Origin of the sequence: Staphylococcus sp. GDY8P72P (assembly GCF_016890655.1) — a bacterium.
Lineage (GTDB): Bacteria > Bacillota > Bacilli > Staphylococcales > Staphylococcaceae > Staphylococcus > Staphylococcus arlettae.
Map to the genome: position 1 here is coordinate 400,389 of NZ_JAFEQJ010000006.1, position 21,176 is coordinate 421,564.

The following is a 21,176-nucleotide window of genomic DNA, read 5'->3' on the forward strand; positions in this document are numbered from 1 at the left end:
TGTTTCAGCCATCTTCTTTAGAATTATTTTAAATTTCTAAGTTTTTAACCTTGGATTTTATCGGTTCAAATGATTTTCGATGAACCTCTGTCACACCATAACGTGTAATCCCATCTAAATGAGCTTGAGTACCGTAACCTACATTTTTTTCGAAAGCATAACCTGGATATGTTTCTGCCAAATCTTTCATGTATTGATCACGATATTCCTTAGCTAAAATACTAGCAGCTGCTATAGAGATACTACGCGCATCCCCTTTTATCAGTGATGTTTGTGCAATATCTGTATCAATTTCCATAGCATCAATAAGCAAGTGTGATGGGGTTACCGTTAGCTTTTGTACTGCACGGAGCATTGCCAGTTTAGTCGCTTGATATATATTCAAAGTATCAATTTCTTTTACTGAAGCGACACCATAGGCATAGTCAAGTGCGTTTGTTTGAATTTCTTGTTGTAGCTGTTGTCGTTTATCGGCAGATAATTGCTTTGAATCATTAATTCCAATAAAGTCATATGTTGGATCTAAAATAACTGCACACGTCACCACTGGTCCTGCTAAAGGCCCCCTGCCAACTTCATCAATACCACATATCACTGCGTCCTGATGTTGTTTAGCTATATTAGTCTCAAACTGAGTCATCTCAACATATTGTTCACGTAATCTTACATCTTTTTCTAATTGTTTCTGCCTTTGGGTTATAGCTAGTTTTACACCTTTTCGTTCATCTAGTTGATGTTCACTTTGCGCTAAACTTTCTAAAGATGTAATTGTTTGTAATTCTTTTTTGATATCTTTAATCGTTTGTTTACTCAAAATAGTCACGCTCAATTTCTTTAAAAACATCGAAAGTATAAGTGCCTATTTTAGCATTACGAATTTCATTGATAATTAATTCAATAACCGCTTCATAGTCTACTTCATTACCACGTTGTAATAGCCCTCTGCGTCGTCCAATAGCATCAAACCATTCTAAGTTTTCGGCATCTATCGCTACTTCGATATTATAGTGTTTTTTTAAGCCTTCATAATCATGTTGTTTTAAAAATTCTAATCCATATATAGCAACTTCATCTAAATGAACAATACTATCTTTAATCGCACCTGTTATACTTAATTTTTTTCCTACGAGTTGGTCTTCAAATTTAGGCCATAATATGCCTGGTGTATCTAATAATTGTAACGACTTCCCAATTTTGATCCATTGTTGTTGTTTCGTTACACCTGGTGTATTTCCAGTTTTAGCGATTGCTCGATTTGCTAATTTATTAATTAATGTAGATTTGCCGACATTCGGAATTCCTACAATCATCGCTCTAATTGCACGTGGCTTCAACCCTTTTTCACGCTCTTTAGCAAACTTATCTTCTGTTGCTTGAATAGCTGCCTGTTCTACTTGTTTTAACCCTTTACCATGCTTAGCATCAACTGCTACAGGAAAATTACCTTGTGCTGAAAAATAAGATTGCCACTTTTCTAGTTCTTTCAAGTTTGCCATATCTTTTTTATTCAAAATAATTACACGTGGTTTTTGTTGGATCACTTCATCAATCATTGGATTACGCGAACTATATGGTATACGTGCATCAACCAACTCAAATACTACGTCTACTTTTTTAAGTTGCTCAGTCACTTGTCTTTTGGCTTTGGCCATATGTCCTGGGTACCATTGTATTACCATAAACATCACCTTTCACTTTTAAAAATTATATTTAGATTTAGTTATTTCGAATTTACCTTTGTTTATATTATGTCCATTACATATTTTAATATGATAACGTAAATTATGATAGCATTTCTTTATGTTCAACATTTTATTTAGATGTTAATCACAAATTTTCAAATCACGCTGTTGCTTCTAAGAAATACGGGTATAGTTACTGTATACGTTGTTATAGTGCAAAATGATTTGTAACTACATATTTCTTAATTGAATTTTTATCGCTTTATATATCCAATTCACAGGAGTTATAGAATGAGACAAAAACTACTAATATTCATGCTATTATTTGTACTAGCAGTGATAGGACATAGCTATATTATTTATAGATTTTGGGTGGATGGTATTTTATTTACTGGCCCAAATGATGGTATGGAACAAATGATTCCAATACAAATGTTTTTATATGATAATTGGTCTCAAGGCAATTGGTTCTACGCCACAGATTTCGGATTAGGTGGAGATTTTTTTACTGATTTAGCATATTATTTTTCTACTAATATTTTATTTATTATCAATGTCATTATTATCTCTATTTGCAAACTGTTTATACATATGCCAACTTCTGATGTAATGTTTTGGATGACAAATGCCATAGTGCTGTCTATTGCCAAAGCATTTTTAGCAATGTGCGCAACCTTTTACTATGCTCACTACATATTACGTAATAGACAAGTTGCTATTTTAGTTGCAGCTTTATTTGTCTTATCACCATTATATTTTAGATTCACTGTATATTGGCCATTTTTCAGTGACATTTTTATATTATTACCTTTGCTCTTACTAGCAATAGAAAGGTTTTTACAACATAAAAAAATTGGTTTATTTATCATCGTAGTTGCCATATCTTTGATTAATAACTTTTATTTTGCATATTACCAATGCTTAACTGGTATTATTTATTTGGCATTACGTTTAATTTTTAGACATAAAAATGATATTAAACTTTCTATTAAGCATTTTAGTGTGTTATTCATAGCTGCATTATTAGGTTTAGGTTGTAGCTTATTTTTCTTCTTCCATGGAGTTATGAGTTTTGTAAATAATCGTCGTATCCCATTTAACGGAGAGGTCCCTTTGTTTGAACCGTTAGATAAAAACACTAATTTATTTTATGATAACTACTTAATTGTCGTTATCTTTATTACAATTCAAGCATTATTGGCATTTAAGTTGTATAAACATTTTTATTTTAAATTATTTGCTTTATGTACTCTATTTTGTATAATAGCTGCATTTATCCCTTATATCGATCAAGTATTTAATGGTTTTTCCGCTCCTCAGAAACGGTGGCATTATTTATTAGCATTTAGTAGTGCTATGCTCATTGGAAGTTATGTAAAATATTTTAAGACTTTATCTATCCGGCACTATTGTACGACTTCAGTAATTGCCATAGGCGTCATTTTTACGAGCGCTTGGCTTGTTGACACTGTTGTATCTTGGGTTTATTTCGTACCAATAGTATGTGTTATAGGTTTATTAATTTTGCTATTACAACAACCTAAATACAAAGTAAAACTAACACCACTGTATAGTCTGTCAATTATTATATTATTATTGTTAGTATCTTTTGTTTTTATCAAATACCAAATTTATTTTGCAGACCACCAACAGCGGGCAAACAAAAATTACGTACAAAGTAGTATGTATAATTCACAACAACAGCGTGAACTTGTAAATAAGATGCAAACAACTAAAAACGATGATGAACGTATTGACTGGCGTGTCGATGAACAAGATAACACACCTATGTATCAACACTTTAAAGGTTTAAGTCTATATTCCAGTATTTTTCATCATAATATTTTAGACTTTTATTACGATCATTTAAAAATTAATATGGTTAATGAATCTGTCAGCCGTTATCAATCAACGAATGGTAGACAAAATTTAGCGAGTTTATTATCTGTAAAATATTTAATGCGCAAGGAACATCAATCAAATGTACCGTCATATTTTAAAAAAGTCGAACATCAAGGGCAATATGAAATTTATAAAAACCAATTACCTTTACCAGCTGTCCGTGTCAGTAATAAAATTTATGACGCTCGCAAACTGCATACGCCAATCGCGCGTGAACATGCTATGTTAACAGGAATTGTCTTACCGCATAAAGGTGTAGCTTTACAGCAAAAATCCAAAAATTTATTGAATGATGTAACAATTACAACTGATAATATTCAACAACAGCGTAAAAATAAAATCAAAGTTACTAAAAATTCCGGACAAATAAAACTACATATACCTCAAAAAATAAGAAAGCAGTACGATGATTTTTATCTGACAATGAAAATTAAGCGTGGGCTACCTGACAGTAATTTTTCAGTACAACTTAATCAATATCAAAATAATCGTTTATTTAACAATTCGACTTATAAAACCGGCGTATACACACAGCTTTACAGAACCCAACCAGATAGTGACGGTAATATTTTAATTGATATAAGTCCATATGGAACGTATCAATTCCAATTACTTCAATTACATGGAGAAAATTACGATACACTCAAGCAAGCGACAAAACAACAACAATCGCACCATTATCATGATATTAACAACGGGGTAAAAGTTGATTTAGGAAAACATGAGAGCGGTATGGCACAAATTAATATTCCATATCGTCAAGGAATGACAGCTTTCGTGGATGGTAAAAAAGTCACTCCACAAAAAGTAAATTACTTCATGACTGGTGTACCAGTACGTTCAAATAACGACACTATCATTATTAAATATAAACCACCATTTTGGTTTACTATGATAATTATATCTTTAGTTAGTATAGTCATTAGTGTTATTTTCCGATTTATGTTATATAAAAAAAGCACGATCCATAAAAAGAAAAGAGGATAGTTGGCATGTTAAAACAATTATGGACAAATAAAATAACACGTTTGTGTTGTATTATAGCAATGGGGATTTTAGTTGCCTTGTTGCAATTTACACCTTATATTTATCGTTTTCTTACTGAAGGGGTTATTTTTAGCGGTAATGGCGATGGGTTTCGCCAGATGATGCCATTTCAAATGTATCTATATGAGCACTTTACGTCTTTCCAGAGCTTTTATGATCATTCTTTCGGATTAGGTGGCGATTATGTTAAAGACTTATCTTATTACTATGCCACCTCTCCATTTACATATATAAACTTTATTTTTGTATGGTTAGCAACACAATTATTTCATTTAAATCCTAGTGACATTGGATTTTGGCCTGGTAACCAGCTCATCGTTGCATTCGTTAAAACGGTAGTTACTTATACTTTAGCTTTTTATTACTTTAGATCTTTAAACTTAAAATTCAGCACAATATTTTTAGCTGCCCTACTATATGGCGCGTCAACTATTGTCATTTATTTTAATTTTACCTGGTCATTTTATGGTGATTTACTCATTTTCTTACCGTTGTCTTTATTAGGAATTGAACGTTATTTCAAGCAACGTAAGCTTGGCTTATTCATTTTTGCCATTGCCTTAACGTTATTTTCAAATTTTTATTTTAGTTATTTTCAAGCGGTTGCTTTAAGTTTTTATTTTATTTATCGACTCTGTATTGTACACCCAAACGATATCGTAACGCGATGGCAAAAATTTTATACGATAACTATTGCAGTAGTATTAAGTACATTAGTAGCTATTTGGGGATTTTATACGGGAGTATCTTCATTTTTAAATAATGATCGCAAAGCTAATCCTGAATTTGAAATTAATCTTTTTACTGATTTTGCACGCCAAACACATTTCTTTTCCAATGGCTTTTATATTACTGTCACTGCTTTTGCTTTAGTTGCATTATTTGCTTTTAAATTATACAGACATTATTATTATAAAATGTTTGCCATTGCAACTTGGATAATGCTCCTCGGAGCTTTAACACCTTATTTCGATAGTATGTTCAATGGATTTTCAACACCACAACGTAGATGGATTTATTTATTCGCACTAACTACTGCTATTTTAATAGCTTTATTTGTTCAATATATGGCGGAATTAACGTTAAAATCATATATATATGCTTGTATACCAGCTTTATTGATTATAGTAACTATGTCAATCACAGTTACAGCACAGAAAATGAATTGGATGATTGTGTGTATAATCATTATGATTTTTGTTGGGTGCTTGATTTACAATAAGCCACTTATTACTAAAAAATGGGCACTACCTATACTTTTAGCTCTATTTGTAATACAGCAAGCTTTAATCGTTAACGATTACCATTTTAATAACATCAAAAAATATGAAAATACATTTGCTGATTTGGATGATTCTTCCTATCGAAGCAAAGTATTAGCACAAAAAATCGACTCAATTAATAAGTCTTACCCAAATGATCCATTAAACAGAATTGATTACATGTCACAATATGGACTGAATTCTCCGATGATTTACCATTTTAATGGTATAGCTCTATACTCAAGTATTTTTGATGGGGATATTTTAAATTACTACGATAAACAATTACAAATCAATATGCATACAGACAAAAATAGTACTTATCGCTTATTATCAAACCGTGCAAATTTAATGTCGCTATGGAATGTCAAAGATCGTATACGTCGTCCTAATGATCTTAATATGACTTATGGTTTTAAAGAACATCAACTTATAAAAGATGGTAAAGCTGAATTTATACATTCTAAAAATGAAATCGATTATCCTAGTGCACATATTACTAACAAAGTGTACGACCAATCTGATTTGAAATCACCATTAGATAAAGAACAAGCAATGTTACAAGGCGTTACATTCAATAACGATAAATATGTTAACTCTTCATTTGAAGCTAATGATAATTTGTTATCTAAAGCAGAGCAATCCATGCAAAATGCATATATAAATGATAAAAAGCAACTTGTCGTTACAAAAAATAACGGGGGTGTCGAGTTTAAGCTACCACAGTCTATAGCTAAGCAGTATAAAGATATGTATGTAGAATTAGACATTCAGTTACTCGCACCAAATAAAGAACATTATGTAGGCATTAATGAATATAAACAAACTCGTAATGAATTAGATTATAAATATCGACGCTTGGTTAACCCAGTAACTATGCGAGTTAAAGCTAATGATGTCTTAAAGTTAAAATTAGCTCAAGGTACTTATAAGTATCGCATTAAAGGGATTTATGGCGAAAATTATAATACTTTACGTCGTAGTGCACAATCTCTAAACGAAGTCGATGTTGCACAACGTCGAGATGGTTATACTGTGACGAAACGTAAACAAGATAAAGGATATATCGTATTACCTATGGCCTATCGTGATGGCATGTATGCCAAAAGTAATGGTAAAGAAATCCCTGTCCTAAAGGGTAATGGTATTATGACTGTAATACCTGCTGAAAAGGGTCAAGAAAAATTAACATTACACTATAGACCCCCACATTTTTGGGTATTAATTACCATATCTGGACTGAGCATATTATTGAGTATTGGCTTCACGATATGGGTACGCAAAAAGCAACATTAAACACAAAAAAGACGAGCCTAAATATAGGCTCGTCTTTTTATTCGTCTTATACTGATTAGCGAATTTCAGGAATTCTAGCAGCTTTACCACGTAAGCTACGTAGGTAGTATAATTTAGCACGACGTACTTTACCGCGACGTTTAACTTCAATTTTTTCAATTTTAGGAGTGTGTACAGGGAATGTACGTTCCACGCCTACACCTGAAGAAATTTTACGAACAGTGAAAGTTTCTGACACGCCGCCACCACGACGTTTAATAACTACACCTTCGAATACTTGGATACGTTCGCGATTACCTTCAATAATACGTACGTGAACTTTTAAAGTATCACCTGGACGGAATGAAGGTATATCAGTGCGTAATTGTGACTTAGTTACTGCTTCAATTAATTTGTGATTAGTCATTTTTTTCTCTCCTTCAGCCTATGTTCTTGCCTTGACAAATATATAGCAGCGGACCATAGTGATTTTCGTGCTTTGCACACTTAAATTATGTTAGCACAGACTATTTATTTTTTCAATTGCTTTTTATAAGTTTCTAATATTTTTTGGTCTTCTGTTGTTAACGGATACTGTTCTAATAAATCAGGTCTTTTAACCCAAGTATTAATCAGCTTTTGTTCATGTCTCCATTGCTCTATATGTGCATGGTTGCCTGAGAGCAATACATCTGGCACATCATGTCCTAAATACGATCTTGGACGAGTATACTGTGGAAACTCAAGCAAACCATCTTGAAAAGAATCGTCTTCATGTGATTGTTGATTACCTAATACACCAGGTATTAAACGAACGATAGCATCAGTCATAGTCATGGCGGGCAATTCACCACCTGTTAAAACATAGTCACCAATAGATACTTCATCCGTTACTAGCTGTGTACGGATTCGTTCATCATAACCTTCATAATGACCACAAATGAATACTAAATGTTCTGCTTCACTTAGTTCTTGTGCTAACGCTTGATTAAATGGTTTACCTTGTGGACACATCAAAATGACACGTGTTGCTTCAGTATGTTCAACTACTTGCATAGCATTAAATACTGGCTCAGGTTTCAATACCATTCCTTGTCCACCACCATAGGGATAATCATCTACTTGGTTGTGTTTATTTTCAGCAAAATCTCTAAAGTTAACAGTATTCGTTTGCAAGACCCCTTTATCTTGTGCTCGCTTCATAATCGAATGATTCAATATTCCATCAAACATTTCCGGAAATAGCGTCAAATAATCAATTTTCATTAATCCAACAATCCTTCCAGTGGTGTTATATGGATTGTACGACCTTCCACGTCTACTTCCTTAACCACATCAGCAATATAAGGTATTAGATATTCTTTATCTCCTTTTACAACCCATACGTCATTTGCACCTGTCTCAAAAATTTCGATAACTCTACCTATCGGGGTATCTTCATCATCAAAGACAGTACAGCCAATAATATCTGAATAATAAAACTCATTTTCAGCTAACTCAATTTCCTCATGATCGCGTTCTTGCAATAATACTTGCCCTTTCAAATGCTCAATATCATTGATATTATTAATACCTTCAAATGTAAGCATATGTAGGCCCTTATGCATACGATGTGATGCTACAGTTAACATTACTGGTTCTTTGTGTGTTTGTTCTATCGTTAACACTTCGCCTGGTTGAAAACGTGTATCTGTAAAATCTGAATTTGATTTTACTTTTACTTCACCTTTAATGCCATGTGTATTGACGATTTTACCTACTTCAACTTTCATATATGTTCCTCCGAAATAAAATACTCATCTTCAAACTTTTATTAATCACGTAAATTATAACATGCTATAGTCTCTGTTTATATATTTTGTTACAGTTGCCTATGAGTAAATTCAACTTTAGCCTATAAAAAAAGAGTACCCTATATGGTACTCTTAAATATCACACTTTATAATCAACGATTATTTTTGCTCGTCGAATTTTTTCATGATACCTTCTTTAGATAAGATATTACGTACAGTATCTGTTGGTTTAGCACCATCATTTAACCATTTTAATGCTAATGCTTCGTCAATTTTAACTTCTGGAGCATTTACATTATTTGGATTATAAGTACCTACTTGTTCGATGATACGACCGTCACGTGGTGAACGTGCGTCTGCTACTACTATACGATAAAATGGATTTCTTTTTGAACCTAAACGTGTTAAACGTAATTTAACTGCCATTGTTTGATTCTCTCCTTTGATTTCTATAATTTATTTTCTACAAGAAATAATATTACCAGTTAATAGTTAAGTTGTAAAGAGTTTTCTCTTTACTATTTAAAAGAAAATAATATTTGTGCTATTGAGCTAAAATAATGAGTCCGAGACATCATTTATTACATAAAGTCGATATAATATTATATTGCGATTTTGTATATACAATACCATCAAGACAAAACCAAGTTATAGTTCAACTTTTGTTTGTTTTGAAGATCCTAATTTTTGCATAATAAAATACATAGTGCACCGATTTTGTAACGTACTGACGCCCGGGGAATAATATGAGTGAGAGACTACAGGCTCGAACCATACCCCAGGCAAGCATGCACAGTCAAAATCGTAAAGCTTTAAATATCAAATTAAATTTTCATTGATAATGTCATTTAAGTCATACGAGAAACTTTATACTTAAAGTACATCGTTTATTTATTTTTGTAATATTTATTAAATGATACGAATGTGTCTTGTTTTTTAAATAACAAAATACATATTGTACTGATTTTGTAACGTGCTGACGCCCAGGGGAATAGTATGTGTGAGAGACTACAGGCTCGAACCATACCCCTAGGCAAGCACGCACGGTCAAAATCGTAAAGCTTTAAATATCAAAAAGACGAATCCATATTAAGGATTCGTCTTCTTATTTTGACAATGGGATTTATGTCCCAGTCACATCGTTTAAAATGGTAAATTCATACCTTTTAACATGTTTTCCATTTGATTTTTCTTACCTTTTTTACCTTTACCGCCAGAAAATTGTTTCATCATTTTCTTCATTTCATTGAATTGTTTCATAAGACGATTCACTTCTTGTAAAGAACGTCCAGAACCTTTAGCAATACGTTTTTTACGCGACACATTTAAAGTATTAGGATCATTTCGCTCATTTGGTGTCATAGATTGAATAATAGCTTTAATATGATCGATTTGCTTTTCGCTCATATTTAAATTATCCAATCCTTTCATTTTATTCATACCAGGAATCATTTTCATAATATCATCAAGTGGTCCTAAGCTTTTCACTTGGTCTAATTGTTCTAAAAAGTCATCTAGTGTAAACGAAGAACTTCGCATTTTTTGCTCTAAGTCTTTCGCTTTATCTTGGTCGACATCTTGTTGAGCTTTTTCAATTAAGCTTAAAACATCACCCATACCTAAAATACGAGAAGCCATTCTTTCTGGGTGGAATGGTTCTAAGCCATCTAATTTTTCACTCATACCAACAAATTTGATAGGCTTTTGCGTTACCGAGCGGATTGATAATGCTGCACCACCACGTGTATCACCATCTAATTTTGTTAATGTAACTCCTGAAACTTCCAATTGCTCATCAAATGATTGTGCAACATTGACAGCATCTTGCCCAGTCATAGCATCGACAACCAACATGATTTCATTTGGTTTCGCAATTGTTTTAACATCTTGTAATTCATCCATTAAAGCTTCATCAATATGCAATCTACCTGCTGTATCAATGATTACGAAATCTAAATGTTCTTCTTTAGCATGTTGTAAGGCATTTTCCACAATTTCTTGAGGCTTTACTTGATCGCCTTCGCTATAGACTGGTACATCTAGTTGCTTACCTACTGTTTGCAATTGATCAATTGCTGCAGGTCGATAGATGTCTGCTGCAACTAACATCGGTTTTTTATTATATTTTTTGCGCATAAGTAAAGCTAATTTACCTGCTGTTGTTGTTTTACCTGCACCTTGTAAACCTACCATCATAACTACTGTTGGTGGCTTATTGGCCATTGTAATAGTTGAATTTTCGCCACCCATTAACTGGGTTAATTCATCTTGAACTATTTTAATCACTTGCTGACCAGGTGTTAATGATTTCATTACATCTGATCCTAGTGCTCGATCTGACACTGTTTTGACAAAGTCTTTTACAACTTTAAAGTTAACGTCGGCTTCTAACAATGCGAGTCGAACTTCGCGCATCATCATCTTAATATCGGCTTCTGTTACTTTTCCTTTGCCGCGGATTTTTTGCATCGTATCTTGTAAACGATCGGATAATCCTTCAAACGCCATATCGAATCCCTCCTCTATTCATCAATTTCTTCTAATTGTTTAATATATGATAAAACACGCTCTGCATTATCACTGTGTTGTTTAATTTGGTCATATAAGTCTTTTCGCTTTTCAAAATTACGATAAAGTCCTAATTTAGTTTCATAATCTTCAACTAAATCGCCAGTTCTTCTAATATTATCATAAACAGCTTGTCTACTCACATTAAAAGTATCTGCAATTTCACTTAAAGAATAATCCTCTAAGTAAAACATTTGCAAGTAATTACGCTGTTTTTCAGTTAACAACGCTTGGTAAAAATCAAATAAATAATTCATTCGAATAGTTTTAATTAAATCATTTTGTGTCATGTGATTGACCCTCATCATCGGTAACATCATCAGAAGTATCTTCTGCTGGTAGTTCTTCCACATTTTCTTCAATCATATCTGCAAATAAGCCATAAACATAACTTTCAGGGTTAAACGGTTGTAAGTCATCTAGTTTTTCACCTAATCCGACATATTTAACTGGAATGTGCAACTCATTACGTATAGCTAACACAATACCACCTTTGGCTGTTCCATCTAACTTAGTCAATACTATTCCTGTTACATTAGTTACGTCTTTAAATGATTTTGCTTGAGATAAGGCATTTTGTCCAGTAGTAGCATCCAAACACAATAATACTTCGTGTGGTGCTTCTGGAATAGAACGTCCGATGACTCTTTTTACTTTTTCCAATTCATTCATTAAATTGGATTTATTTTGCAAACGACCAGCTGTATCACAAATTAATATATCTACATCTTTATTTTTAGCAGCGTTAATCGCATCATACATAACTGCCGCAGGGTCAGAACCTTCTGCTTGACTAACGACCTCTACACCAACACGTTCTCCCCATACTTTGAGTTGCTCAATTGCTCCCGCTCTAAAAGTATCTCCAGCAGCAAGCATAACTTTTTTGCCTTCTGCTTGATAACGATGTGCTAGCTTACCAATTGTTGTTGTTTTACCTACACCATTAACACCAACCATTAGAATAACGTTAAGTCTTCCATCTTGTAGATCCATAGCTTCAGATTGATCATCATTTTGATGGTAAATTTCTACTATTTTTTCAACAATTACTTCACGTAAATCTTCTGTTTCTTGGATATTACGTTTTCGTGCTTCATCACGTAACTCATCAACAAGTTCCATTACTGTATTAAAACCAACATCAGCAGTTATGAGCATTTCTTCTAAAGCTTCGAAGAAATCTTCATCAACTTTACGATATCGTGCGATTAAAGTATTTAATTGTTCTTGGAAGTTTTGTCGTGATTTTTCTAAACCAGCTTTAAATTTCGCACCTAAACGTTGAGCTTCGATCTCTTCAAAGTCTTCAATCGATATTAGACCATCTTCATCAAAGTCAGCTTCTTTTAATTTTTTAGGCTTTTTCTTTGTTTCATCAGTTGTTTGTTCTTGAGTATCCAGTGTTTCATCTTGCTGTAGTTCTTGTTCATCAAGTGTTTCGTTTTGTTGTTCCGAACCTGTAAATTTATCTTTTAATCGTTTAAAAAAACTCATAACTGTTCCTCCTTCATGACGTCATCGATCGTATTAAGATTAACGCTTACTAATTTAGACACACCTGATTCTTGCATCGTAACACCATACAAACGATCTGAATATTCCATCGTGCCTTTTCTATGTGTAATTACAATAAACTGTGTTTGATCAGACAGATTTTTTAAATAATTAGCATAGCGAATCACATTTGCCTCATCTAGTGCGGCCTCTACTTCATCAAGTATAACAAATGGTGCTGAACGTACTTTTAATATTGCAAATAATAAAGCAATCGCACTTAGCGCACGCTCTCCACCACTTAGTAAGGATAAATGCTGTAATTTTTTCCCTGGCGGTTGGACTATAATGTCGACACCTGCTGCTAAATAATCATCATCTGTTAATCTTAATTCTGCTTGTCCACCACCGAATAAAGTTTTAAATACTTCCTCAAAATGACCTTGTACTGCATGAAATGTTTCTTTAAAGCGGTCTTTAACTTCTTGATCCATTTCCGTAATAATTTGCTCAAGAGTAGTTTTTGCTTCTCTTAAATCTGTACGTTGTTCATTTAAAAATGTATAACGCTCATTAATTTCTTCAAATTGTTCAATCGCATTTAAATTAACATTGCCCAATTCTTCAATTGACATTTTGGTTAATTTAACTTTTTTACGTAGTGTTTCGATTTCTTCTTCATTATCATATAAGTCTCGTGCACGTTCAAATGTTAATTGATATTGTTCAGATAAATGATCAATTGCGTGATTAATTAATACATCTAGTCGTGATTGTTCAGCTTTGATGTCTTGGTAACGATTTTCGATGGATAAAATATCTCTATTAGCTTCTTCCAATTTAATATCGTTAGCCTCTATTTCTTCATTGATAGTCACACGTTGCGCTTTTACATCATTAAGCTGTTCCGTAAACTGTTCTTTTTCGGCTTTACTTTGTTCTATATTTTTACGTACATTATCAAATGCTTTTTGACCCGTCATATCTTCAGAGTTGAAGAAGGCAATTTGTTCTTCAATTTTTGATTGCTGTTCCGTAGCAGATTGTAACTGCTTGTCGATACGTTCAACAGTTTGGCGTTGCCCTTTAAGTCTTTCTTTGACTACAGCCATATCTGATTGTTTTTGATGCAATTGCTGCTGCATTTGCGTAACACTTTCTTTACCTTCTTTTGATAACTTAGTATAGACTTCGATATCATTTTCTAGTTGTGCTAACGCTTCTGTAATTTCGGCCAAACGTTTTTTCTTATTTTGTAACGTTGCTTTGCTCGTTTCACTTTGATAACCATCATTTTTTTCAAACTCGAATTCTTCGTGTTCATTTTTAATATGCGCTTCACTTTTACGTAATTTATCTAATTCCAATTCATATTCATAAGCAACTTTTTTCACCTCATTATAGTCTTTACTATAAGTAAAATACTGCTCACTCAATTCATCAGATTGTGTTTTCAACGCTTTATATTGTTGTTCAAAAGTAGTGGTTTGTTGTTGATAGTCGGACAGTTGCTGACGTAAAGTTGTTAGCTCATCTTTTTGTGCTAATATACTTTTTGATTTTCTGTCACCGCCACCAGTCATAGAACCACCTGGATTAACAATATCACCTTCTAGCGTCACGATACGTGTACGATATTTAATATCTCGTGCTAATGCGTTCGCATTTTTTAAATCGTCTACAATAATCGTATTGCCTAAAAGGTTTTGAATGACTTTTTCGTATTGTTGGTCGGTGTTAATTGCTTCTGCCGCTACTGACATAAATCCTGTTGCTTGTTGTGCAGTACGATAAATATCTGTAGCAAGGTGTCTTGGTTGTATGACATTAAGTGGTAAAAATGTTGCACGCCCTAATCCTTGTTGCTTTAAGTATTGTATCGCCGCACGACCATCTTTTTCTGAGTTTACGATGACATGTTGCAACGATGCACCTAAAGCTGTTTCTATCGCTTTTGTAAGCTGTGATGGTACTTGAATGACATCAGCTACTGCACCATGAATTCCAGTTAATTTGTCATTTTTTGCTTTTAAAATATGTTTTACACCATTAAAGAAAAAGCTGTATTCTTCTTGTTGAGTAGCTAAACTATCAATTCTAGATTTCAACTTCTCATTGTAACGATAAGCTTGATGTAACTTATCTTCATATTCTTTTTGCTGTGCTTTCGTTTGTGTTAGCTGTTGCTCACACTGCGATAAATCTCGTTCAACTTTTTTCAACTTGCCTTGTGCTTCATCAAAATTTTGTTGTGTTTGTGTAATATCTGCTTGAATTGTTTTCAATTGTTCATAGACATCAAGTAATCTTGAATCAAGACGCGATTGTTTTGTTTCATTTTCTTGAATGGTATGTTCTAAAAACCGTATGTCATTGTTCACATCTGATTGTTCAGAGATGAGCGTATAATATTGGTCTTTAATTTCTTCTAATTTCTCGTCATGTTGCTCATCAGTTACATAAAGTTGGGACTCATATTTGTTAATTTCAGTAGTTAAGTCTTTCTGTTTTGTTACTAAAGTTTGCAACTGATCTTGTGCTTGCGTTTTTTCTTCTTCTAATTGCGCTATTTGATCTGCTAAATTAGCTTGTTCTTCTTCAAATCTTGCATTCGTTGCTGATTGGTTTTTTTGGCGCTCTTCTAATACGTTTAATTGTCCGTTATATTTTTCTACTGCCTCTGTTGCATCGACTAATCGCTGATTTAACGACTCGATAACTTCATCTAATCGGTATCTTTCGCCTTTATTTTTTTCGATAGTACGTGCATGTTGTGATTTTTCAGCTTCTTTAGCCTCTTGTTTACTTTTAAGTTGATTTAATGTTGTATCTAATTCATTAATATTTTGGTTATAACTTTCAATATCGTGTACCGTGACTATTACATCACTTTGTTCCATTTCTTTAGTTAAATGCTTATATTCTTTCGCAATCGTCGCTTCTTCACGTAAAGGTTCTACTCGACCTTCTAAGTCATATAATATATCTTCTACTCTGTTCAAATTATCTTCAGTTTGATCTAGTTTTTGAACTGACGCGGCTTTACGTTTTTTATATTTGAGCACACCTGCTGACTCTTCTAATATTTGTCTACGGTCAATAGGTTTGGCATTCAAAATTTCATCTACACGACCTTGTGAAATAATACTAAATGCTTCTTTCCCTAAACCAGAGTCTAAAAACAGGTCAATGATATCTTTCAATCTCGCCCTATCATTATTTAAATAATATTCACTTTCTCCGCTCCGATATAAACGACGTGTAACGGTTATTTCATCTTGGTCAACTTGCAATTTACCAGAGTGATTGTCTAGTCTTAATCTTACTTCTGCATAGTTTTGTGCTTTACGATGTTCCGCTCCTGAAAAAATAATATCTTCCATTTTTGCGCCACGTAAAGATTTCGCTGATTGTTCCCCTAATACCCATTTAATTGCATCAGTTATATTACTTTTACCGCTACCATTTGGGCCTACAATCGCTGTTACACCTTCATCAAATTCAACATTTGTATGTTCAGCGAATGACTTAAAACCAAATGCGTCTATCGACTTTAAATATACCATGCTATTCTCCTTAATAAGTCATTTCAATTTCACCTAGTGTTCAGTTGGTTACTTTTATAATGACAACTTACTTTTCATTGTTTTATATGCTTTTTCAGCTGCTTTTTGTTCAGATTCTTTTTTTGTTTTACCTTTTCCTTCAGCTACAGCTGTATCTTCTAAAATAACTTCAGATGTAAATAACCTGTGGTGCGCTGGACCTTCTTCATTAATGAGTCGATACGTTACGTCACCTTTATTTTGTTGGTGTACAAACTCTTGGAATTGCGTTTTAAAATCTACGACACCATCTAATACATCAGCTTCAACAAATGGGAAAATAATCCGTTCAGCAAAATACCACACTGAATCCAATCCTTGATCAAGATATAATGCACCTACAAAAGCTTCAAACGCATCGGAAACAAGTGAAGGGCGCAAACGTCCCCCTGTTTTTTCTTCGCCTTTACCTAATAAAATCAAATCATTTAGTCGTATTTTTTTGGCAAATATTACAAGTGAGGGTTCACAAACTATTGTGGCACGCATTTTCGTTAAATTCCCTTCTGGTAACTCAGGGTATTTATCAAACAAATAACGTGAAACCGTCAATTCTAATACCGCATCTCCTAAAAATTCTAAACGTTCATTATGTTCTAAACGATTCATATTAAAATCATTTATAAAACTTGAGTGAGAGAATGCTTGTTGATACAATTCGACATTATTATATTGTAGGTTTAATTCAGTCATCTTGTGTTGAAATCTCTCTCTAAAATCTTTAACCATTTCTATCTTTTTGTTGTTGGTCAATACACTACCTCCTAGTAAACATAAATAAGTCATACACAGTAGATTTTACGTTAATTTCTTCCAAAACTAAAGAGAAAACTAAGATATTCATGATTCTTTCTATACTTGATTTAATGAAATACATCTTACTTTAGTTTATAAATGTTTGTACGAAAAAAATCTGAGCCATGTAAATGTGGCTCAGATTTTAATTTATTATTTTTCAAGACTGTTAATAAAGTTAACAGCGTCACCAACAGTGTTGATTTTTTCAGCTTCTTCATCTGGAATTTCAGTACCAAATTCATCTTCTAATTCCATAACTAATTCAGCAATATCAAGTGAGTCAGCGCCTAAATCGTCTTTAAATGATGCTTCAGCAGTAACTTTGTCAGCATCTACACCTAAACGGTCAACGATGATATCTTTTACTTTGTCGAAGTTTTCCACGTCGATTCACCTCCTTTTAAGGTCTAAGGATAGACCTTTTTATTTTCCCATTTTATCCTATGAAATACAAGTAGTATTTAGAAACACAATGGGCAAAATGACAAGCTTATATGTCATATATAAAGGACTAATATTAGTCCATATACATGCCACCATTTACATGTATCGTTTGTCCAGTAATATATTTTGCTTTATCTGACGCTAAAAATGCTACTGTGTTAGCGATATCTGTATCTTCACCAAAACGTGATAATGGGATTTGTTCTAACATTTGATCTTTAAGTTCATCACTTAAAGCATCAGTCATGTCAGAAACTATAAAGCCCGGTGCCACTGCATTAACTGTAATATTTCTAGATGCAAGTTCTCGTGCAGATGATTTTGTCAATCCTATAACACCTGCTTTAGTTGCTACATAATTCGCTTGACCAGGATTACCTAAAGCACCAACAACGCTTGATAAATTAATGATTGCGCCACTTTTTTGTCTCAACATCTGAGGTGTTACTTTTTGGATACAATTGAAGACACCTTTTAAGTTTGTATCTATTACATCGTCCCACTCTTGTTCTTTCATACGCATCAATAAATTATCACGTGTAATACCAGCATTGTTTACTAGTACATCCACTGAACCGAATTGACTCACAACTTCTTTAATCATTGCTTTAACTTCATCACCGTTAGCAACATTTGCTTGAATTGCAAAACTATCTACATTTTTAGCTTTAATTTCTTCAACAACTGCATCTGCTTTATCTTTACTACCTGCGTAATTGACTGCTACATTATATCCTTCCTCGGCAAGTTGTAGTGCTATACTACGACCAATACCTCTAGATGCTCCTGTTACTAATGCACTTTTACTCATGTTCAACCCATCCTTTTACGTCATCAATTGTTTGAATAGAAGTTAATTTAACATCTCTGTTGATTTTTTTAATTAACCCAGATAATACTTTACCAGGACCAATTTCAATAAAATGATCTACACCTTGTTCAATTAACCATTCTGTTGATTGGATAAATTGTACTGGTGAATATAATTGTTGGATCATATTTTGTTTAATCGTTGCTGCATCTGTAGCTGGTTTAGCATTGACATTTTGAACGACTGGAAATGCAGCGTCGTGCCATTCAAATTGATTAATGTACTCTGAAAATTGTGCTTCAATCACGTTCATCATAGATGAGTGAAATGGTCCTGAAACAGCTAAAGGCATTACTCTTTTGGCACCTAGTTCTTTTCCTTCAGCTACAAGCTTGTCAATTAACGATTTATGTCCTGACACAACAATTTGTCCTGGCGCATTTATATTTGCAGGTTCAATTAACTCTTCAGATGAAGATAATGACTGACAAATTTTATCAACTTCTTCGTAATTTAAGCCAAGTACTGCTGCCATACTACCTACACCATTAGGAAATGCTTCAGACATTAACTGGCCACGTTTTCTTACAATTTTAACTGCGTCTTCGAATTGCAATACACCACTTGCTACTAAACTTGAATATTCACCAAGGCTATGACCCATAGTAAAATCTGCATCAATGTCATTTAATGCTGCATGTAACGCTACACTATGCGTTAATAATGCTGGTTGTGTGTTTTCTGTTTGGCCCAATTTATCTTCTGAATCTGTGAACATTGTTTCTAATACATCAAAATCTAAAGCAGTTTGTGCCTGGTTTAAGATGTTTGTAGCAGAATCATCCACATTGTATAAGTCTTGACCCATACCAACTTTTTGTGATCCCTGACCTGGAAAAATAATTGCTGTTTTACCCATTTATGCTTCACCAACCGTTTCTCTCATTGTTTTGACAATCTCTTGTTCACCTGCTATTTTCGCTTGTTTAATAGCTGAATAAAAGGCTTTGGCACTTGAGCTACCATGTGCTTTAACCACAATACCATCAATTCCGAGCAATACTGAACCTCCATATTCAGCATAGTCCATTTTTTGTGTTAGTTGTGTTAAATCTTTGCGTAAGACCAATGCTGCCAATTTATTTTTAAAACTACTTAGTAACGTTTGTTTAAACATTTTACCAAAAGCTTTAGCTACACCTTCGAGATTTTTCAAAATCATATTTCCAGTGTACCCATCTGTGACAACAACATCAGCTGCATCTTCCATTAAACTTTTAGCTTCAACGTTACCACTAAAATTGAACTCATTTTGGGATTCCATTAAATTAAAAGTAGTTTTTGTTAACGAGTTCCCTTTTGCAGCTTCTGTGCCAATATTTAATAGCCCTACTGAAGGTTGTTTAATACCTCTAATTTTTTGCGCATATATATTACCTAATTGCGCATATTGTAATAGATGTTCTGGTTTAGCTTCTGCATTAGCACCTACATCCATAAATACGAAACCTTTACCAGAAATTGTTGGTAATGTTAATACTAATGCTGGTCTAGAAACGCCTTTAATACGTCCTACTACAAATAAACCAGCCGACATTAAAGCACCTGTATTACCGGCCGAAACACAGCCATCAGCTTCACCTGATTTAACAGCTTCTGCCATGCGCACCATTGAGCTATCTTTTTTCTTTTTAATTGCACGTACGGGTTCGTCTTCCATCGTAATTTTTTCACTACAATGGCGAAAATCAACACGATCGTGTTGAATTGTATTTTGCTGTTCATCTCCAAATAAAATGATTTCTAAATCTTCAAAATCTTTCACTGCTTGTTCTACAGCTTCAAGCACGATTTGAGGAGCATCGTCTCCACCCATCATATCAATCGCAATTTTAACCATTTCCTTCATCCTCACTTGTATAATACATTTTAAAGGTGCCACCAAAAACTTGTTGCTCTTTTACGTATGATTTTACTTCAATTTCATAATATTTATGGTCATTATTGATAACATAAGCTTCTGCGGTTACCACATCATTTAATTTTACTGGTTTTAAAAATGTTACCTTACTTTCTCTAGTTAAAACAATAGGTTTATGTATTAATGCAACACACAGGGAATTTGCTTGAGCAAATAACACATGGCCTCGAGCAATATAGTTCCGCGAAAATACTGAGTCTTCGCCTATATTAATCATCGACACAGCTTGCTTATTTGGCTCTACATTTATTACATCCCCAATGATTTCACTGCCATCAATGGAGCGAATTCTATCATGATTTTCTTTAGCTACATGTTTAATACGTTTTCTAAGTTCAGGAATATTCAATTGCGTACGGTCTAAACGAATCGTTTGAATGCTCACTGCAAATTTATCGCTTAAAGCATTATCTGTAATAAAAGGGTTGCGTTCAATTTCATTTTTGATTGCTTCTTGTCTTGCCTGTTTTTTTAATTTCATGGCGAACCCTCCTATTATTTAGTACCAAGT

Annotated in this window: 18 protein-coding genes; 2 read left to right on the forward strand and 16 right to left on the reverse strand. The window is 33.4% G+C overall.

Features of this window, described 5'->3' with window-relative positions; genetic code table 11:
• Nucleotides 1-28: 28 nt before the first annotated feature.
• Nucleotides 29-814 (reverse strand): ribonuclease HII, encoded by a 786-nt coding sequence (locus JVU85_RS03090; RefSeq protein ID WP_002510973.1) that lies wholly within the window; start codon nucleotides 812-814, stop codon nucleotides 29-31.
• Nucleotides 807-1,679 (reverse strand): ribosome biogenesis GTPase YlqF, encoded by an 873-nt coding sequence (ylqF, locus tag JVU85_RS03095; protein ID WP_002510972.1) that lies wholly within the window; start codon nucleotides 1,677-1,679, stop codon nucleotides 807-809. Before ylqF ends, JVU85_RS03090 begins: the two co-directional genes overlap by 8 nt.
• A 294-nt stretch (nucleotides 1,680-1,973) precedes the next feature.
• On the opposite strand from ylqF, the gene JVU85_RS03100 reads away from it, so the two are divergent.
• Nucleotides 1,974-4,571, forward strand: coding sequence for a YfhO family protein (locus JVU85_RS03100; RefSeq protein WP_204172078.1), 2,598 nt, complete (start codon nucleotides 1,974-1,976; stop codon nucleotides 4,569-4,571).
• Nucleotides 4,572-4,576: 5 nt separating this feature from the next.
• Nucleotides 4,577-7,189 carry a YfhO family protein gene (locus tag JVU85_RS03105; protein WP_021458866.1) on the forward strand — a complete coding sequence of 871 codons (2,613 nt, stop codon included), beginning with the start codon at nucleotides 4,577-4,579 and terminating at the stop codon, nucleotides 7,187-7,189.
• A gap of 55 nt (nucleotides 7,190-7,244) precedes the next feature.
• Here the strand turns inward: JVU85_RS03105 and rplS are convergent, their stop codons facing one another.
• From rplS to fapR, 14 genes are all read right to left on the reverse strand, one after another.
• Entirely contained in the window at nucleotides 7,245-7,595 is a 351-nt protein-coding gene (rplS, locus tag JVU85_RS03110) for a 50S ribosomal protein L19 (RefSeq protein WP_002510969.1), read from the reverse strand.
• 104 nt (nucleotides 7,596-7,699) lie between these two features.
• The gene (trmD, locus tag JVU85_RS03115) at nucleotides 7,700-8,434 is read right to left on the reverse strand and encodes a tRNA (guanosine(37)-N1)-methyltransferase TrmD (RefSeq protein ID WP_021458900.1); all 735 of its coding nucleotides are present in this window, start codon (nucleotides 8,432-8,434) and stop codon (nucleotides 7,700-7,702) included.
• Nucleotides 8,434-8,940: a ribosome maturation factor RimM gene (gene rimM / locus JVU85_RS03120; protein ID WP_002510967.1), complete on the reverse strand. Its 507-nt coding sequence runs from the start codon at nucleotides 8,938-8,940 to the stop codon at nucleotides 8,434-8,436. The genes trmD and rimM overlap by 1 nt, the downstream gene beginning before the upstream one ends.
• A gap of 180 nt (nucleotides 8,941-9,120) precedes the next feature.
• The gene (rpsP, locus tag JVU85_RS03125; protein WP_002510966.1) at nucleotides 9,121-9,387 is read right to left on the reverse strand and encodes a 30S ribosomal protein S16; all 267 of its coding nucleotides are present in this window, start codon (nucleotides 9,385-9,387) and stop codon (nucleotides 9,121-9,123) included.
• A gap of 717 nt (nucleotides 9,388-10,104) precedes the next feature.
• On the reverse strand, nucleotides 10,105-11,469 hold the full coding sequence (gene ffh, locus JVU85_RS03130; RefSeq protein ID WP_002510965.1) for a signal recognition particle protein: 1,365 nt from the start codon (nucleotides 11,467-11,469) through the stop codon (nucleotides 10,105-10,107).
• A 14-nt stretch (nucleotides 11,470-11,483) separates the two neighbouring features.
• A complete protein-coding gene (locus tag JVU85_RS03135; protein WP_002510964.1) occupies nucleotides 11,484-11,819 on the reverse strand; it encodes a putative DNA-binding protein in 336 nt (111 codons plus the stop codon).
• On the reverse strand, nucleotides 11,806-13,026 hold the full coding sequence (ftsY, locus tag JVU85_RS03140) for a signal recognition particle-docking protein FtsY (protein ID WP_002510963.1): 1,221 nt from the start codon (nucleotides 13,024-13,026) through the stop codon (nucleotides 11,806-11,808). The genes JVU85_RS03135 and ftsY overlap by 14 nt, the downstream gene beginning before the upstream one ends.
• Nucleotides 13,023-16,592 carry a chromosome segregation protein SMC gene (smc, locus tag JVU85_RS03145; protein WP_021458901.1) on the reverse strand — a complete coding sequence of 1,190 codons (3,570 nt, stop codon included), beginning with the start codon at nucleotides 16,590-16,592 and terminating at the stop codon, nucleotides 13,023-13,025. The genes ftsY and smc overlap by 4 nt, the downstream gene beginning before the upstream one ends.
• Before the next feature lie 54 nt (nucleotides 16,593-16,646).
• The gene (gene rnc, locus JVU85_RS03150; protein WP_369946027.1) at nucleotides 16,647-17,360 is read right to left on the reverse strand and encodes a ribonuclease III; all 714 of its coding nucleotides are present in this window, start codon (nucleotides 17,358-17,360) and stop codon (nucleotides 16,647-16,649) included.
• Between the two features lie 219 nt (nucleotides 17,361-17,579).
• The gene (locus tag JVU85_RS03155; protein ID WP_002510960.1) at nucleotides 17,580-17,813 is read right to left on the reverse strand and encodes an acyl carrier protein; all 234 of its coding nucleotides are present in this window, start codon (nucleotides 17,811-17,813) and stop codon (nucleotides 17,580-17,582) included.
• A 133-nt stretch (nucleotides 17,814-17,946) separates the two neighbouring features.
• Nucleotides 17,947-18,684 carry a 3-oxoacyl-[acyl-carrier-protein] reductase gene (gene fabG / locus JVU85_RS03160; RefSeq protein ID WP_021458903.1) on the reverse strand — a complete coding sequence of 246 codons (738 nt, stop codon included), beginning with the start codon at nucleotides 18,682-18,684 and terminating at the stop codon, nucleotides 17,947-17,949.
• Nucleotides 18,677-19,603, reverse strand: a complete 927-nt coding sequence (fabD, locus tag JVU85_RS03165; RefSeq protein ID WP_002510958.1) for an ACP S-malonyltransferase — start codon at nucleotides 19,601-19,603, stop codon at nucleotides 18,677-18,679. Before fabD ends, fabG begins: the two co-directional genes overlap by 8 nt.
• Nucleotides 19,604-20,584 (reverse strand): phosphate acyltransferase PlsX, encoded by a 981-nt coding sequence (gene plsX / locus JVU85_RS03170; protein WP_021458904.1) that lies wholly within the window; start codon nucleotides 20,582-20,584, stop codon nucleotides 19,604-19,606.
• Nucleotides 20,577-21,146, reverse strand: coding sequence for a transcription factor FapR (gene fapR, locus JVU85_RS03175; RefSeq protein ID WP_021458905.1), 570 nt, complete (start codon nucleotides 21,144-21,146; stop codon nucleotides 20,577-20,579). The genes plsX and fapR overlap by 8 nt, the downstream gene beginning before the upstream one ends.
• Nucleotides 21,147-21,176 lie beyond the last annotated feature (30 nt).